The 15,809-nt window shown below is 65.8% G+C and carries 14 protein-coding genes; 10 read left to right on the top strand and 4 right to left on the bottom strand.

Annotated elements, in window-relative coordinates; all coding sequences use genetic code 11:
* The first annotated feature begins 75 nt into the window (after nucleotides 1-75).
* The 6 genes from HL671_RS12850 (at nucleotide 76) to HL671_RS12825 (ending at nucleotide 7,373) form a co-directional block, all read left to right on the top strand.
* Entirely contained in the window at nucleotides 76-1,941 is a 1,866-nt protein-coding gene (locus HL671_RS12850) for a methylmalonyl-CoA mutase family protein (protein ID WP_172236592.1), read from the top strand.
* A 2-nt stretch (nucleotides 1,942-1,943) separates the two neighbouring features.
* Nucleotides 1,944-2,408: a GFA family protein gene (locus tag HL671_RS12845; protein ID WP_172236591.1), complete on the top strand. Its 465-nt coding sequence runs from the start codon at nucleotides 1,944-1,946 to the stop codon at nucleotides 2,406-2,408.
* Nucleotides 2,409-2,636: 228 nt separating this feature from the next.
* Nucleotides 2,637-4,793: a methylmalonyl-CoA mutase gene (scpA, locus tag HL671_RS12840; protein ID WP_172236590.1), complete on the top strand. Its 2,157-nt coding sequence runs from the start codon at nucleotides 2,637-2,639 to the stop codon at nucleotides 4,791-4,793.
* Nucleotides 4,794-4,915: 122 nt separating this feature from the next.
* A complete protein-coding gene (locus HL671_RS12835) occupies nucleotides 4,916-5,692 on the top strand; it encodes a DUF3298 and DUF4163 domain-containing protein (protein ID WP_012043161.1) in 777 nt (258 codons plus the stop codon).
* 35 nt (nucleotides 5,693-5,727) lie between these two features.
* The gene (gene meaB / locus HL671_RS12830; RefSeq protein WP_012043160.1) at nucleotides 5,728-6,720 is read left to right on the top strand and encodes a methylmalonyl Co-A mutase-associated GTPase MeaB; all 993 of its coding nucleotides are present in this window, start codon (nucleotides 5,728-5,730) and stop codon (nucleotides 6,718-6,720) included.
* Nucleotides 6,717-7,373, top strand: a complete 657-nt coding sequence (locus tag HL671_RS12825; protein ID WP_172236589.1) for a pyroglutamyl-peptidase I — start codon at nucleotides 6,717-6,719, stop codon at nucleotides 7,371-7,373. Before meaB ends, HL671_RS12825 begins: the two co-directional genes overlap by 4 nt.
* 16 nt (nucleotides 7,374-7,389) lie before the next feature.
* Here the strand turns inward: HL671_RS12825 and HL671_RS12820 are convergent, their stop codons facing one another.
* Nucleotides 7,390-7,677, bottom strand: a complete 288-nt coding sequence (locus HL671_RS12820) for a GlsB/YeaQ/YmgE family stress response membrane protein (protein ID WP_012043158.1) — start codon at nucleotides 7,675-7,677, stop codon at nucleotides 7,390-7,392.
* A 292-nt stretch (nucleotides 7,678-7,969) separates the two neighbouring features.
* Here HL671_RS12820 and HL671_RS12815 point away from each other — a divergent pair, with 292 nt between their 5' ends.
* Nucleotides 7,970-9,346, top strand: a complete 1,377-nt coding sequence (locus tag HL671_RS12815) for a TIGR03808 family TAT-translocated repetitive protein (RefSeq protein WP_172236588.1) — start codon at nucleotides 7,970-7,972, stop codon at nucleotides 9,344-9,346.
* A 37-nt stretch (nucleotides 9,347-9,383) separates the two neighbouring features.
* Here HL671_RS12815 and HL671_RS12810 read toward each other — a convergent pair whose 3' ends face one another.
* Nucleotides 9,384-9,956, bottom strand: a complete 573-nt coding sequence (locus tag HL671_RS12810) for a TIGR03809 family protein (RefSeq protein ID WP_210263871.1) — start codon at nucleotides 9,954-9,956, stop codon at nucleotides 9,384-9,386.
* Nucleotides 9,957-10,444: 488 nt separating this feature from the next.
* Here HL671_RS12810 and HL671_RS12805 point away from each other — a divergent pair, with 488 nt between their 5' ends.
* Nucleotides 10,445-11,335, top strand: a complete 891-nt coding sequence (locus HL671_RS12805) for an ATP-grasp fold amidoligase family protein (protein ID WP_172236587.1) — start codon at nucleotides 10,445-10,447, stop codon at nucleotides 11,333-11,335.
* A gap of 314 nt (nucleotides 11,336-11,649) precedes the next feature.
* Here the strand turns inward: HL671_RS12805 and HL671_RS12800 are convergent, their stop codons facing one another.
* Complete coding sequence (locus HL671_RS12800) at nucleotides 11,650-12,531, bottom strand: zf-HC2 domain-containing protein (RefSeq protein ID WP_172236586.1); 882 nt, start codon at nucleotides 12,529-12,531, stop codon at nucleotides 11,650-11,652.
* Nucleotides 12,528-13,097 carry a sigma-70 family RNA polymerase sigma factor gene (locus tag HL671_RS12795; protein WP_012043153.1) on the bottom strand — a complete coding sequence of 190 codons (570 nt, stop codon included), beginning with the start codon at nucleotides 13,095-13,097 and terminating at the stop codon, nucleotides 12,528-12,530. The genes HL671_RS12800 and HL671_RS12795 overlap by 4 nt, the downstream gene beginning before the upstream one ends.
* A gap of 423 nt (nucleotides 13,098-13,520) precedes the next feature.
* On the opposite strand from HL671_RS12795, the gene HL671_RS12790 reads away from it, so the two are divergent.
* The gene (locus tag HL671_RS12790; RefSeq protein ID WP_012043152.1) at nucleotides 13,521-14,669 is read left to right on the top strand and encodes a sensor domain-containing diguanylate cyclase; all 1,149 of its coding nucleotides are present in this window, start codon (nucleotides 13,521-13,523) and stop codon (nucleotides 14,667-14,669) included.
* A 15-nt stretch (nucleotides 14,670-14,684) separates the two neighbouring features.
* Nucleotides 14,685-15,794, top strand: a complete 1,110-nt coding sequence (locus tag HL671_RS12785) for a DUF2336 domain-containing protein (RefSeq protein ID WP_012043151.1) — start codon at nucleotides 14,685-14,687, stop codon at nucleotides 15,792-15,794.
* Nucleotides 15,795-15,809: the final 15 nt, after the last annotated feature.

Below are 15,809 nucleotides of genomic sequence, written 5' to 3'. Positions count from 1 at the left end.
TTGGCTTGGCGGTCGCGACGTGGCATTTTGCGCCACAATAATCGCGATAACAGACGCCCGGGAGACACGAGCCGCATGACGACCGACACCGAACAGCTGCGATTGGCCGCCGATTTCGCGCCGGCCAGCGAGGCGGACTGGCGCAAGCTGGTCGATGGCGTGTTGAAGGGCGTGGCGTTCGAGAAACTGGTCGGCAAGACCTATGACGGACTCAAGATCCAGCCGATCTACCCGCGCGCCAAGGACGCCGCCCCCGTCGTCGGACGTGCGCCAGCCGCCGCGTGGCAGATCATGCAGCGCGTCGATCATCCCGATCCGGCCAAGGCCAACGCGCAGGCCCTGCTCGACCTGGAAAATGGCGCGACCGGGTTGACGCTGGTCTTTGCCGGCGCCAATGCCGCGCATGGCTTCGGGCTCGCCGCCACCGCGGACGCGTTGGCGCGCGCGCTTCAGAGCGTCCATCTCGACGCTGCGATTGCCATTGAATTGCAGCTCGGCGAGTCCTCGATATCGGCAGCCTCGCTGCTGGCCGCCGACGTCAGACAGCGCGGCTTTGCGCCGGCGGCTTGCGAGATCCGCTTCGGCCTCGATCCGATCGGCGACGCGGCCAGCCGCGGCGCCAGCGCGCATGATGCAGCGAAGCTCGCCGGCAGCGCCGTCGAACTCGTCAAGCAGTTGCACGCTGGCGGCTTCAAGGGCCCGTTCCTCGCGGCCGATGGACGCGTCGTGCATGATGCCGGCGGATCGGAGGCGCAGGAGCTGGCATTCGTGCTCGCCTCCGCTGTCGCTTATCTGCGCGCGCTCGAAGCCGGCGGCGTCGCATTGGAGACTGCGCGCGACATGATCTATGCGCGGCTCGCCGCCGACACCGATCAGTTCCTGACGCTGGCGAAGTTCCGCAGCCTGCGCCGGCTGTGGGCGCGCATCGAGGCCGCGTGCGGGCTGGCACCCAAGCCGCTCTTCATCTCCGGCGAGACCGCGTGGCGCATGCTCACCAGGCGCGATCCCTATGTGAACATGCTGCGCGCGACCATCGCGACCTTCGCAGCCGGCCTCGGCGGCGCCAATGCGATCACGGTTCTGCCGCACACCGCGGCGCTCGGCCTGCCCGATGCCTTTGCGCGCCGCGTCGCGCGCAATACGCAATTGGTGCTGCTCGAAGAGAGCAATCTCGCCCGCGTGGCCGATCCCGCGGCTGGCGCCGGCGGCATCGAGGCGCTGACAAACGAGCTGAGCACCGCCGCCTGGACGCTGTTCCAGGAGATCGAGAAAGCCGGCGGTGTCGTGGCCGCGCTGCAGGCCGGCTTGATCCAGTCGAAGATCGCCGCGGTGAAACAGGCGCGCGACGCCAATCTCGCCAAGCGTCGCGACGTGCTCACCGGCGCCAGCGAGTTTCCGAACCTCAATGAGGCCGAGGTCGCGGTCGACGCGGTCGCATCGCTAGCTCCGCAACCGGCTGCCAAGGCTGCTCTTACCTTTGCTGCGCTCGCGCCGATCCGTCTCGCGGACGCGTTCGAACGGCTGCGCGACCGCTCTGACGCCCTGCTCAAGAGCAAAGGCCAGCGGCCCGCCATCTTCCTCGCCAATCTCGGCACCGCCGCGGACTTCACCGCGCGCGCCACCTTCGCCCGCAGCTTCTTTGAAGCCGGCGGCATCACAGCGGTCGACGGCCCGGGCGGCGCCGATCCGGCCGCGCTCGCCGACGCGTACCGCGCGTCGGGAGCCGCCATCGTCTGCCTCTGCTCGTCGGACAAGGTCTATGCGGAGACCGCGGTTCCCGTGGCCCAAGCCCTTCAGGCCGCCGGCGCCCGACATATCTATCTGGCAGGCCGCGGCGGCGAGCAGGAGGCTGCGCTGCGCGAGGCCGGAATCGGCAGCTTCGTGTTCGCCGGCGGCGACGCGCTGAAGACACTCGAAGACGCCTATACGCATCTGGAGTGAGCATGACCGAGGCGAGCAAACCCGTCCTGACCGGCGGCTGCCAATGCGGCGCGATCCGCTACGCGCTGACGGCGGCGCCGACGCGCGTGAGCATCTGCCATTGCCGGATGTGCCAGAAGGCCTCGGGGGCGCCGTTCGCATCGTTGGCCGACATCAATCGCGAGAACCTGACCTGGACACGCGGCACGCCTGCCACGTTCCACTCCTCCTCGATCGCCGATCGGTATTTCTGCCCCGCTTGCGGCACGCCGCTCGGCTTCGGCGGCATCGATGGACCGCGGATCGAGATCATGACCGGAACCTTCGACCGGCCCGACCGTGTCGTGCCGACCCGCCAGTTCGGTTCGGAATCCCGACTCGGCTGGGTGGTTGCGATCGCCAATTTGCCGAGCCAGACCACGCAGCAGAATTACGGGCCGGAGAAGATGGCTACCATCGTCAGCCATCAGCATCCGGACCATGATTGAGCGACCTGGTCAGGCATCAGCTTGGAGATGTTGGAGAGGACCATGATCTGGACGCTCATCATCATCTTCGCAGTTGAATGTATTGTGTGGTGGCTGCTGCGATCCGCGCCATGGGCATGGACCTCGTCCATGGCGAAGACGTAGCAAGGCAGAGGCTTTGACGATCCGGTGTACAAGAACAACGTTCGGCGACGAACTGAACAGAGCCGCAATTGAGGACGCCAGGGAATGAGCCGCATACCTGATTTCGCCGACATCGCCTTCGCGCCCACGGCAGCCCCTGCGCCGGCGGGCAGCGCCGAACCGTGGCTGACGCCCGAAGGCATTCCCGTCAAGCCCGCCTATGGCGAGGCTGATCTCGCCGGCATCGACTTCCTCGACACCTGGCCGGGTATCGCGCCGTTTATGCGCGGTCCCTACCCGACCATGTATGTCAACCAGCCCTGGACGGTCCGGCAATATGCCGGCTTCTCCACCGCGGAGGATTCCAACGCCTTCTACCGGCGCAACCTCGCCGCGGGACAGAAGGGCCTGTCGGTCGCATTCGATCTCGCCACCCATCGCGGCTATGATTCCGATCATCCGCGGGTCGGCGGCGATGTCGGCATGGCCGGCGTCGCGATCGACTCGATCTACGACATGCGCACGCTGTTCGCCGGCATTCCGCTCGACCAGATGAGCGTGTCGATGACCATGAACGGCGCAGTGCTGCCAATCCTGGCGCTGTTCGTCGTCGCCGCCGAAGAGCAAGGCGTGCCGCCGGAAAAGCTGTCGGGCACCATTCAGAACGACATTCTGAAAGAGTTCATGGTGCGCAACACCTACATCTATCCGCCGACGCCCTCGATGCGGATCATCTCCGACATCTTCGCCTTCACCTCGCAGAAGATGCCGAAGTTCAATTCCATTTCCATCTCCGGCTATCACATGCAGGAAGCCGGCGCGACGCAGGATCTCGAGCTCGCCTACACGCTGGCCGACGGCGTCGAATACTTACGCGCCGGCATCGCCGCCGGGCTCGACGTCGACCGCTTCGCGCCAAGGCTGTCGTTCTTCTGGGCGATCGGCATGAACTTCTTCATGGAGGTCGCCAAGCTGCGCGCCGCGCGGCTGTTGTGGGCGAAGCTCCTGAAGCCGTTCAATCCGAAGGATCCGCGCTCGCTGTCGTTGCGCACCCACAGCCAGACCTCGGGCTGGTCGCTGACCGCGCAGGACGTCTACAACAACGTGGTGCGCACCGCGGTGGAGGCGATGGCGGCGACGCAAGGCCATACGCAGTCGCTGCACACCAACGCGCTCGACGAAGCGCTCGCGCTGCCGACCGACTTCTCGGCGCGCATCGCCCGCAACACCCAATTGTTCCTGCAGCAGGAGAGCGGCACCACCCGGATCATCGATCCCTGGGGCGGCTCGTATTACGTCGAGCGTCTCACCCGCGATCTCGCCGCCAAGGCCTGGGGCCACATCCAGGAGATCGAGGAGCTCGGCGGCATGGCCAAGGCGATCGAAGCCGGCGTGCCCAAGCTGCGCATCGAGGAGGCCTCGGCCAAGACGCAGGCCCGCATCGACACCGGCCGGCAGTCGGTGATCGGCGTCAACAAATACAAGCCGACCGACGAGCCGCCGCTCGACGTGCTCAAGGTCGACAATTCCGCCGTGCGCCGGCTGCAGATCGACAAGCTCTCCAGGCTGAAATCCGAGCGCAAGCAGGCCGAGGTCGATGCCGCACTGGCCGCGCTGACGCGCTCGGCTGGCGACGGCAACGGCAATCTGCTGGCGCTGGCGATCGACGCGGCGCGCGCCAAGGCGACCGTCGGCGAGATCTCCGACGCGCTGGAGAAAGTGTTCGGCCGCCATCGCGCCGAGATCAAGTCCATCACCGGCGTCTACAAGCGGGAGATTGCCGCCATGTCCGGCAAAGCCGAGAAGCTGCAGGCGCTGATCGAGGCGTTCGAGGAGGCCGAGGGCCGGCGTCCACGCATCCTGGTCGCCAAGATCGGCCAGGACGGCCATGACCGCGGCCAGAAGGTGATCGCGTCGGCCTTCGCCGACATCGGCTTCGACGTCGACATCGGGCCGCTGTTTGCCACCGCCGACGAGGCGGCGCGTCAGGCGGTCGAGAACGACGTGCATATTCTCGGCGTCTCGTCGCTGGCGGCCGCCCATCTCACCGCGGTGCCGGAGCTGAAGGCCGCGCTGAAGAAGCAGGGACGCGAGGACATCATGATCATCGTCGGCGGTGTCGTGCCGCCGCAGGATTACGACGCACTCACCAAGTCCGGCGCCGAGGCGATCTTCCCGCCGGGCACCGTCATCGCCGATGCGGCCGAGGAGCTGATCCACAAGCTCAACGCCCGCCTCGGCCACAGCGAGGCGGCGGAGTAGTCCTTCGGATTCGCAGGCGCTTGGGTAGGCGCGCGGTCGCCAGATCGCGCGTTAATGCGTTGGCATGAACCTCGGCGCCTCCCCGCGATACGCATCTTCACCCATTGGATAAATCGATTGCCATGACGCGGACCTCGATCTGCATTGCTGCGCTCCTCGGCCTGCTCGCCGTTTCCCCTGCCCTCGCTGCCGACCGCAAGCCGGACGCCACCATCAACACCAAGGCGGTCGAGGCCAATGTGACGCTCGATGCGCCCATCAAGGCCGACGGACCGCTCGCCGCCTATTGCCTCGCTGAGGGCAAGAAATGGATCGACAGGAACGCCGCCGATGCCGCCAAGGAGCGCAAGGCGGACCCGCAATTGTTCCGCGACCGCAAATGGTCGTTCGAGCGCAGATATTCGCTGCGCTCCGTCGTCGCCGATCGCTATGTCAGCGTCGTCAGGGACGACTACATGGACACGGGCGGCGCGCATCCCAACAGCGACGTCAACACCATCCTGTGGGACAAGTCTGCAGCCAAGCCGATCAGCATCCGCCCCTTCTTCACCGAGACCGCCGACAATGGTGCCACGATGAAGGCGATGCTGGCGGCGGTGATCACCTCGCTGAAAGCTGAGAAGACAAAGCGGGATGCCGGAGAGACGGCCACGGCCGAATGGTTCAAGGGATTGGAGCCGGCGCTCTTGAAGATCGGCGCCGTCACGCTCGCGCCGTCGACGGAGACCGGCAAGAGCTCCGGCCTCACCTTCCACTATCCGCCCTATGCGGTCGGCCCCTATGCCGAAGGCCAGTATGTCGCCTTCGTGCCCTGGGAAACGCTGAAGCCCTATCTCAGCCCCGAGGGCCAGGCGATCTTCGGCGGCGTCAGGCCGAAGGGGGACGCGGAAGACAACTAGCTGGCCCGGCCGCGCGCATCCGCTATAACGGGCGCATGTCCTCCCGCTCCCCCGCTCAGCCAAACACGACGGTCTTGGCCGACGATCTCCGCGCCGGCAGCCGCGCGGCGCTGGCGCGCGCGATCACGCTGGTGGAGAGCCGCCGCGCCGACCACCAGGCCGCGGCGCGCGAACTGGTGCAGGCGGTGCTGCCGCAGACCGGGCACGCTATCCGCGTCGGCATCACCGGCTCGCCCGGCGTCGGCAAGTCGACCACGATCGATGCGCTCGGCATGCACCTGATCGCGCAGGGCCACAAGGTCGCGGTGCTCGCGGTCGATCCGTCCTCGGCGCGCACCGGCGGGTCCATCCTCGGCGACAAGACGCGGATGGCGCGGCTCTCTCACGATGAACACGCCTTCATCCGCCCGTCGCCCTCATCGGGCACGCTCGGCGGCGTCGCCGCCAAGACGCGCGAGGCGATGCTGCTGTGCGAGGCCGCGGGCTTCGACGTGATCCTGGTGGAGACCGTCGGCATCGGCCAGTCCGAGACCGCGGTCTGCGACATGACCGACTTCTTCCTCGCACTGATGCTGCCCGGCGGCGGCGACGAGCTCCAGGGCATCAAGAAGGGCCTGGTCGAGCTCGCCGACATGATCGCGATCAACAAGGCCGACGGCGACAATCTCAAGCGCGCCAACATCACCGCGGCCGACTATCGCGGCGCGCTGCATCTCCTGGCCCCCCGCTCCGAGCACTGGCATCCGCCGGTCGTGACCTATTCGGCGATGACCGGCACCGGCATCGCCGAGCTGTGGCAGAAGGTGCTCGATCATCGCAAGGCCATGATCGCCTCCGGCGAGTTCGCCGCGCGCCGGCGCGACCAGCAGGTGAAGTGGATGTGGACCATGCTGGAGCAGCGGCTGATGGCGCGGCTGCGCACCGATCCGTCGATCCGCACAAAGGTGAAGAAGCTCGAGACCGACGTTGCCGAGGGCCGCGTGGCACCGGCGCTCGCCGCCGAGCAGTTGGCGGAGCTGCTGACATGAGCGAGCCGCTTCGCATCCTGCTGACAGGCTTCGGCCCGTTTCCCGGCGCGCCATCCAATCCGACGATGCCGCTGGTGCAGCGGCTGTCGGCGCTGCGCCGGCCGGCGCTGGACGATGTCGAGATCAGCAGCCACATCTTTCACGTCACCTACAGCACCGTCGATCGCGAACTGCCGGCCCTGATCGCCGAGCGCCGTCCGCATGCGCTGCTGATGTTCGGTCTCGCCGGTCGGACATCGTATCTCCGCATCGAGACCCGCGCCCGCAACGCCGTAACGACCACCTTCCCCGATGCCGATCGCCAGATCGCCCGCAAGGGCGTCATCGTGCCGGGCGCGCATCCGATGCCGTTCGGCCCGCACATGGGCCGACTGCTGCGCGCGGCGCGCGCCACCGGCATCGATGCGCGGGCCTCGCGCGATGCCGGCAGCTATCTCTGCAACTATCTGAGCTGGCGCGCGATCGAGGCAACGAAGACCGCCGATGGTCCGCGCATCGCGGCGTTCATCCACATTCCGCCGCTGCCACGCGCTGGGACGGCGCTGCCGCAGGGCAGCCCGCGCATCACCTTGGAGGCGCTGGTCGATGCCGGCGAAGCCATGCTGATGGAATTGGTCAAGCTCGCGCGACAGGCATCCAGCCGCGCGAGCTGACGTCGTTTGTTGGAGATCACGCGCTCCAGCGGCGCCGGCGGCCAAATCCGCCACCGATCAGGCGCAGCACGAGCAGCAGGACCACCGCGCCGATGAAGGCGTTGATGATCGCGGCGACCAGTCCGACACCCAGATGAATACCGAGCTGCGGCAGCAGCCAGTTGCCGATGAACGCGCCGACGAGGCCGACGATCAGATCGCCGATCAGGCCGAAGCCGCCACCTTCCATGACGCGGCCCGCGAGCCACCCGGCCACGATACCGACGAACAGAATAACCAGCAGACTCTCATTGGACAAATGCATGACCCTCTCCTCCTTGATCCCAGCTGGAACAAGCGCGGCGAGTCCCGATGGTTCCCGTCAGGAGGACGTGGTCCGGGCAAATAGCTGCTTGGGGCATCTGTCCGCAGTCCGATGACAGCCGCTCGCTCGGCTCACGCGCGCCGCGCATAGGCCAAACGCCCACGACGGCCTGATGTGAAGCTTTAACCCTACCGGCAACAATCCCAGGCGCCGGCGCTGATCCTCAGCATCCGCTTTCAGGCTTTCGGCTTAAGTCGTGGCAGCCCATCATCTTTTGCGCGAGACGCTGACCATGGATGTCAATCGCCGCCGCATTCTGGCCGGATCGGCCGCCGGCGCCGCCGGGGCTTTGGCCTTGCCGGTCGATGCCGCGCAGGCCACACCGCTGATCTCCACGCTCGGCCGCGATGCCACGCAATATGGCGTGAAGCCCAACAGTCCCGACGACCAGACCCGCGCGCTGCAGCGCGCGATCGACGAGGCGGCACGGGTCCAGGCACCGCTGGCGCTGCCCCCCGGCACCTACAGAAGCTCAATGCTGCGACTCGCCAGGGGCACCCAGCTGGTCGGCGTCCGCGGCGCGACGAAGCTCGTCTTCACCGGCGGCGGCCCGTCGCTGCTCTCAGGCGAAGGCGCTGATGGCGCCGGCATCGACGGCATCTCGCTCGACGGTGGCAGCATCGCCCTGCCCCAGCGCCGCGGTCTGCTGCATCTTGCAGCCGCCCGCGATATCCGAGTCATCGATTGCGAGATCGCCCGCTCCGGCGGCAGCGGCATCTGGCTCGAGCAGGTCTCCGGCGATGTCAGCGGCAACCTCCTCACCGACATCGCGGTCACCGCGATCGTGTCATTCGACGCGCTCGGGCTGATCGTGTCGCGCAACACCATCAAGGGCACGCGCGACAACGGCATCGAGATCCTGCGCACGGCGATCGGCGACGATGGCACGATGGTGCTCGACAACGTCATCGAGGACATCAAGGCCGGCCCCGGCGGCTCCGGCCAGTATGGCAACGCCATCAACGCCTTTCGCGCCGGCAACGTGATCATCCGCGGCAATCGTATCAAGAACTGCGACTATTCGGCCGTACGCGGCAACTCGGCCTCGAACATCCAGATCGTCGGCAACAGCGTGACCGATATGCGCGAGGTCGCGCTCTATTCGGAGTTCGCGTTCGAGGGCGCGGTGATATCAGGCAACACGGTGGATGGCGCCGCCTTCGGCGTCTCCGTCTGCAACTTCAACGAAGGCGGCCGCATCGCCGTCGTCCAGGGCAACATCATCCGCAACCTGATCCCGAAGCGCCCGATCGGCACCGCGCCCGACGACGACGCCGGCATCGGCATCTATGTCGAGGCGGATTCCTCGGTGACCGGCAACGTCGTGGAAAACGCCCCCTCCTACGGCATCGTCGCCGGCTGGGGCCGCTATCTCAGGGACGTCGTCATCTCCGGCAACGTGATCCGCAACGCGCTGGCCGGCGTCGGCGTGTCCGTCGTCCGCGGCGCCGGCACGGCTCTCATCAGCAACAACATGATCTCGGGCACGCCGCGTGGCGCCGTGATCGGGCTGGATCACATCAAGCCGGTGACCGCGGATCTGACGCAGGCCGGCACGCAGCAATTCAGCCAGCTCGTGGTCACCGCAAACGCGGTGCAACGCAGCTGACACGCCTTGCGCGTCATTCGGGCGAACGCGGCGCGTGTCAGTACGCGACCGCCAGCGCCGGATAGCGGCGTTCGATGGCGTCAAGTTCGACCAGCGGCGCATCGTCATCAGCATCGGGTCCGATACCGACGCTCAGGGCCTCCGCGAGGGCGGCCATGTCGATGCGCGGCGCCGCCAGGGTCAGCTCGACCTCGAAATCGTCCTCCGCAGGCAGGCCAGCGTCGAGACCGTCCTCGGCCACGTCGTCCTCGATCGGCACGATGATCTCGGATTCGGCAAGAACGGTCTCCAGCGAGCGCGGCAACTCGATCGGTTTCGCCTGGACGGCCGCAGGCGGCAGCCAGGATGTCGGCGCGCGCGGCGCGACGGACAGCGGCTCCAGCACCGGCCGGGCTCTCGCAGCCGGCAACGGGGCTTCAGACAGCGACCGCCAAGCCAACACCGCCGCCTTGGCATTGCGGAGATCGTCGAACAGGGATTGCTCGGTGTAATAGCGCCGCCAACGGCCGCTCTCGTAGAGTTCGGTGAGGTGATCGAGCCGCCGTTCGGCAAGCGCGCACCAGCGCTCAGCCAGTTCGCGGCTGCAAGCCACGTCCAGTCGATGTGTCATAGGGGAGCCCGCAAGAAGAAGGGACGGACGCACTCGGCACGAATCAACGCAACGTGACGTGAATATTTTGTGGAAAAGGTTAACAAAGTCTAGATGACGCCATCTTCTTTCGGCGGCCGCCCGTAGTTTCGCGGACTTTACGGGCTCTTTTTCCACTCTCAATCTGCATCGATACAATTTGAGCGTGACAGCCGACACCGGCTCTCATCTGATTCTCGCGTCCCCCATCTCGACCATTGCCCTTTTCATCATTCCGCATGCTGCGACAGCATCGCGCCACTCGAATTGCCCCGAACTCGGCCGCCCGATGCGAGCTCCGTGATCAATCACTCCCCAGTGTCGAAAGCAGCTGGCTGCGCGCAGTTCATCGTTGCGTTTGAGCGTCAAACCTTTTGGAGCGACTACCCAGGCCTTTGACCCCGAGACCCCAAAGGTCGGTCCTGGCGATGTTGGCAAGGAGCACAGGCTCCTTGAACCGGAATTGCGCCATGTCACGAATTGAACATTACGCCAGCCGCTTGGCGCCCAACGTCGCCCCGATCAACGCGATCTTCATTGCCCGACATTTCAACCGCGTGTTCGGCCGGCGGCCAAGGCCGCCGCAGGATCCGGAGGCGGACTATCATGATTTCCTGGTCGATCGGATGAGCCGCGGCAGCTGGAGCAGCACACAGCTTCGATGCGTCGACAAGGAGTTTGCAAAACTTGAAGCGAGCAAGCTCCATCCCGCAATCAAGGCTGCCGAAACGGTCGCGGTCATCCCGATCCGAGGCATGAGCATCGATCGCTTTACGGAGGCCATGGGACCGTATCTGGGACGGCATTTCGTCGCCAAACCGACACACGGTTCAGCAGCGACGGAATTCCTGGACGCCCGCCCCGATCTCACGAAGCTCTATCGCGCCGGGCGCTACAATTATTTCTACAGTTTTCGCGAAAGTCAGTACGCGCCGCTGGAACGCAAAATCATCATTGAAGAAAACATCGCCGAACACGGTTCGGACCTGCGCGATTTCAAATTCTTCTGTAGCTTTGGACGCATTCTCTTCGTTCAGGTCGACGCCAATCGATTTATCGAGCACGAGCGCATTCTGCTCTCACCTCCCGACTTCGAGCCGCTCAACCTGACCTTGGGCGCTTTCAAGCCGACGACAACATGGGTCAGACCCAAACAGTTTGAGGCGCTTTGTCACGCCGCACAGGACCTGTCCCGACCATTCGATTTTGTCAGAGTCGATCTCTATGAAAAGGCAGGACAAGTGTTCTTTGGCGAATTCACCTTCACCCCCGGAGCCGGCATGGAGCCATTCTCTGAGCCGGATTTCAGCAGACGCCTGCTCTCCGAGATCAAGGCGCGTCCGGATTGTCCTGCACGGTGAGCACCGCGCTTGAGACCGCTACACCCCGGCACATCGGACGAGCTCAGACTCAAGCCGTCGGGGGCAAATGAAAGAGCCGTCCGGGGGGACAACCGGACGGCTCGAGCCATATGGGCGCTTGGGGTGGATGGGCGCTCGCGCCTTATATAGCTTTGGGGAGAGGGATCACCGCTCCCACATTCGTTCTGTCGAGGGCGCCGCCGGGCACGTTCAAAGCGAGGCGGAAAATTCCCGAACGTTCACGAAAACGTTGACGATCTGTTTGCGGCCCTCGGCCGATGCCGCAACGTCTCGCCCCGACCTATTGAGCCGGCCTATTGAGCGGCCACCGCAAGGCTGACGATCTTCTCCCGCGCCAGCCGACCGATGAGGCCGTCCGCTTCGGCCTTGGACAACGGTCGGTCGCCGAGCTGCAGCTTGAAGGTCCCGCCTCTTGCGCTCTCGACGATCGTTCCCTGGTAGGAATCGAGCAGCGCCGTGATGTCGGCCATCCGCGCATCCGGCGCGAACCGAACCAGCGCATAGGCGGGCGCCGCCGATGCAGCCACCTGTGGTCCGAGGCCGCGGATCAGCGGAGCCGCCGGCGCCGGCGCCTCGGCCACCCGCGAGCGGGCCATGCTCTCGGCCCGGTCGGCCGCAGCTGGTGCGGCGGGGCTCGGCGGCGGCGCGGCCATCCTTGGGGCAGGCGCGCTGGCACCTGGCAGGGCGGGAGCTGACTTGCTCATGGGCTCATTGGCGACGAGCTTGTCCTGGCTGAGCGAGGCCGTCTCAAAGCTCGCGACCTGCGACCGCATCAGCACCGCGCCGATGACCCCGGCCTGGATCAGCACCAGCAAACCGCCGAGGCTGACCGTCCAGGCCAATGTGCGCGGCGAAAGGCTCTCGAAGAACGCCAGAAGACGGGCGCCGATGCCGGGCGCGACGGCCGGCTTCTGCGTCGGATCCGCATCGATCGCGGCGAACAGCTTCTGCATCGCCCGCATCGACGGCGCCCCGAGGGTTTCATTGAGGGCAATGGTCTCGGCATATTCGCCCTGGATCTCGGCATATTGACGCGCGAGATCGGGATCGCTGGCGAGCGCCTCCTCGACCCGGCGCATGTCGCGCGCGTTCAGCGTGCCGGCGGCATACCAGGGCAGCAGCAGTTCGATTTCACTGGGCTCGTGGTCCAGCATCTTGTTGCTCAAAGCCATCATGGCCAGCCTCGCTCAATGCCGGCCGCCTTCAGGAGTTCGGCCAATTTCTTGCGCGCATAGAACAGGCGCGTCTTGACGGTATTCTCCGGAATTCCGACGATCTCGGCCACCTCCTCCACGGACTTCTCGTGGTAGTAGACGAGATCGACGATCTCCCGGTGGTCAGGCGAAAGCGCGGTCAGGCACTTGCGCAGGGCTTCCCCGGTATTCTTCTTCTGGACCGCGATTTCCGGATCATCGGACGTATCCTCGATCGCGTTCGCGGCCTCGTCTTCCAGCTCAACGTCCTTGCGGCGCCGAAGTGCCGACAGCGCCTTGAATCTCGTGATCGCCAGCAGCCATGTCGAGACGGCAGAACGGCCCTCGAACTTGCCGGCCTGACGCCACACATCCAGGAAGACCTCGCTGATGAGGTCTTCCGCCACCTGTTCGTCCCGTACGAGCCGGAGCCCGAAACGGTACACCCTGACATGGTGCCGGCCATACAGCACCTGCATGGCGAGCCGATCGCCTTGGGCGATCCTGGCCATCAGGGCTTCATCCGACGCCGCCGCTGTCACGCTCAATGGCCGTCTCGCAAGGTTGGTCTGGAGGAATGAGGACGCGGTTCGAATTCAACCGCAAAATTCTTCAAAATACCGGAAACATACGTCCCTGACTGTGAGCTGGCGCACAGTTCCGCCGTCCGACATGCGGTCTCCCGGCGCACCCCGGCCGGCGCGTTCTCGCATCCCCTGTTCAGACCCATCGTCGCTCATACCCCTCCGCTACCTTCCGGCCTCCGGCTCCAAGTGCCGATCAAGCGTCGATGTCGACAGCTCCTGACCGACACCGGGTTCGCTGAGGCTCACACGACGAAAAGCCCGTGATTTTGCGGTCGCGGCGCGCGGCGGCGGTTCGTCGCCACCGCATCACCACACGTGCATAGATACCAAAGTTAAAGGCTTTCCCACGTAGATTTTCAGCCAGCGACGACGAATTGCGAGCACATGGGCACGACGGCACCGCCTCTTTCACCTTCGATCGTTGCCGACACGCGCGGCGTCAAGCCGCCGCCGTCTCGCGACGTTCGCGCTCGCCGCGTCGGCCAGCGGCGGCAGATCTATGCCATGATCGCGGGCTGCTACCTGATCGATGCCGTCATCCTCCTGATCTACGCGCAGGCCGGCACCGTGCCGGCCTCGATCGCGCCGGTCTACGCAGCCATCGGACTAGCCACCGTCGCGCTGTGGACCTTGTTGTCGGAGAGCGGCTTCAACGAGCGCTTCAGGGACCACTATTTGGTCGTTCCGCAGTCGATCGTGAGCATGATGTTCACGGTGGCCTTCTGCTACGTCGCACCCGAGGTCAGCATCGTGTTCCTGTGCACGCTCTACCTCGTCGTCGGCTTCAGCTCGCTCCGGGCGACGCCGCGCCAGACCGCGATCTGCTGGACCTTCCTGGCGCTCGGCCTCGCCGGACTGTTCCTGCTGACCGACAAGCCGCTCGGCATGCCCACTGGCGGTGCGCTGGAGCGGCTCGCCACGCTGCTGGTGTTCGTGCTGACGATCGCCGGCTGCATGTTCCTCGGCATCTTCTCGAGTTCGCTGCGCGAGTCCTTGTATCAGCGCGGCCTGAAGCTGAAAGAGGCGTATCGCCGGATCGAGGAGCTTGCCGAGCTCGATGAGCTCACCGGCGCGCTCAACCGGCGATCCATCATGCATGTGCTCGAGGAGGAGCTGACGCGGTCGCGGCAGACCGGCAAGCCATGCTCGGTGATGCTGATCGACCTCGATTGGTTCAAGCGCATCAATGACGAGCACGGCCATCCGACCGGCGACGACGTGCTGCGCACCTTTGCCATCACGATGTTCGCCAATATCCGCAGCAGCGATCGGTTCGGCCGCTATGGCGGCGAGGAGTTCCTGCTTGTCCTGCCCGGCGCACCATTAGACCCGGCCTGCCGGCTCGCCGAGCGCCTGCGCCAGATCATCGCCGATCTCGACTGGAGCGCATTCTCGGCCGGCCTGCAGGTGACATTCTCGGCCGGCGTTGCGACCTCGCGCGGCGACGAGACCACCGAGTCGCTGTTGTCCCGCGCCGATCGTGCGCTCTACGCATCGAAGGCCCAGGGACGCAATCGCGTCACCCGCGCCTGACGGGAGCGCGCCGGGATGAGTGGCAAGCCAGCGCCCAATGAGAGCCTGCTGGACGAGCTGCAGGACACGCTCGCGAACGGCACCGTCGCGCGTCGTGTCGAGACCCTGCGCAAGGTCACCGACCTGTTCATCGACGGCGCACCAGACTTCGCCGACGACCAGGTCGCGCTGTTCGACGACGTCTTCGAATGCCTGATCGCGCATATCGAAACATCGGCGCGCGCCCTGCTCGCCAGCCGGCTGGCACCGATCGACTGCGCACCGCCGAAAACGCTCGCCCGGCTGGCCGATGACGATGCCATCGAGGTCGCCGGTCCGATACTATCGAAATCGGAACGGCTCGATGAGGCCGCGCTGATCAGGACCGCCCAGACCAAGAGCCAGGCGCATCTGCTCGCGATTTCCATCCGCCGGGTGCTGAGCCGCGCCGTGACCGACATCCTGCTCCGGCGCGGCAATGACGAGGTCGTCCACAGCACCGTCAGCAATCCCGGCGCCGATCTGTCGGAACGCAGCGTCGACGCGCTCCTGGATCGCGCCGCACAGGATGGCGATCTGGCTGCATGTCTCGCGTTGCGGCCTGATCTGCCGCGCCACCTCTTTCTGAAGCTTGTGGCCAAGGCTTCCGCGGCGGTCCGCGCGCGTTTGGAAACGGCGAACCCCAAACTGGCGCAGGAAGTCTCCCAGGCGGTGAGGACCGCGGGCCGCCGTGCCCGCTCGGCGACGGTGGCGTTGACCAGCCAGACGGAAATTGCACATCGGCTGATCCGGTCGCTGCACGCCGATGGCCGGCTGGACGATCAGCTCGTCGCCCAGTTCACCGAAAGCCGGAAGTTCGACGAGGCCAATGCCGCGGTCGCAGCGATGGCCAACGTCCCGGTCGCGGTCGCCGAAAGCATCATGGTGGAGAGCCGCGCCGAAGGCGTGATGATCCTCGCCAAGGTGGCAGGCCTGTCTTGGCCGACGGTCAAGTCGATCATCCTGATGCGGGATGAGCTCGCCGGCACAGGACCAACTGACCTCGTCGCCAGCAAGGCCACTTACGAGCGCCTCAGGCCGTCGACGGCACAACAGGTGCTGCGCTTCCATCGGGTTCAGGATGCCGCAACGCCTGCACAGGCCTGATCGCTCAAGAGCATG

Source organism: Bradyrhizobium denitrificans, from assembly GCF_013179005.1.
Classification (GTDB): Bacteria; Pseudomonadota; Alphaproteobacteria; order Rhizobiales; family Xanthobacteraceae; genus Bradyrhizobium; species Bradyrhizobium denitrificans.
This window is presented reverse-complemented; position numbering and strand designations above follow the sequence as displayed.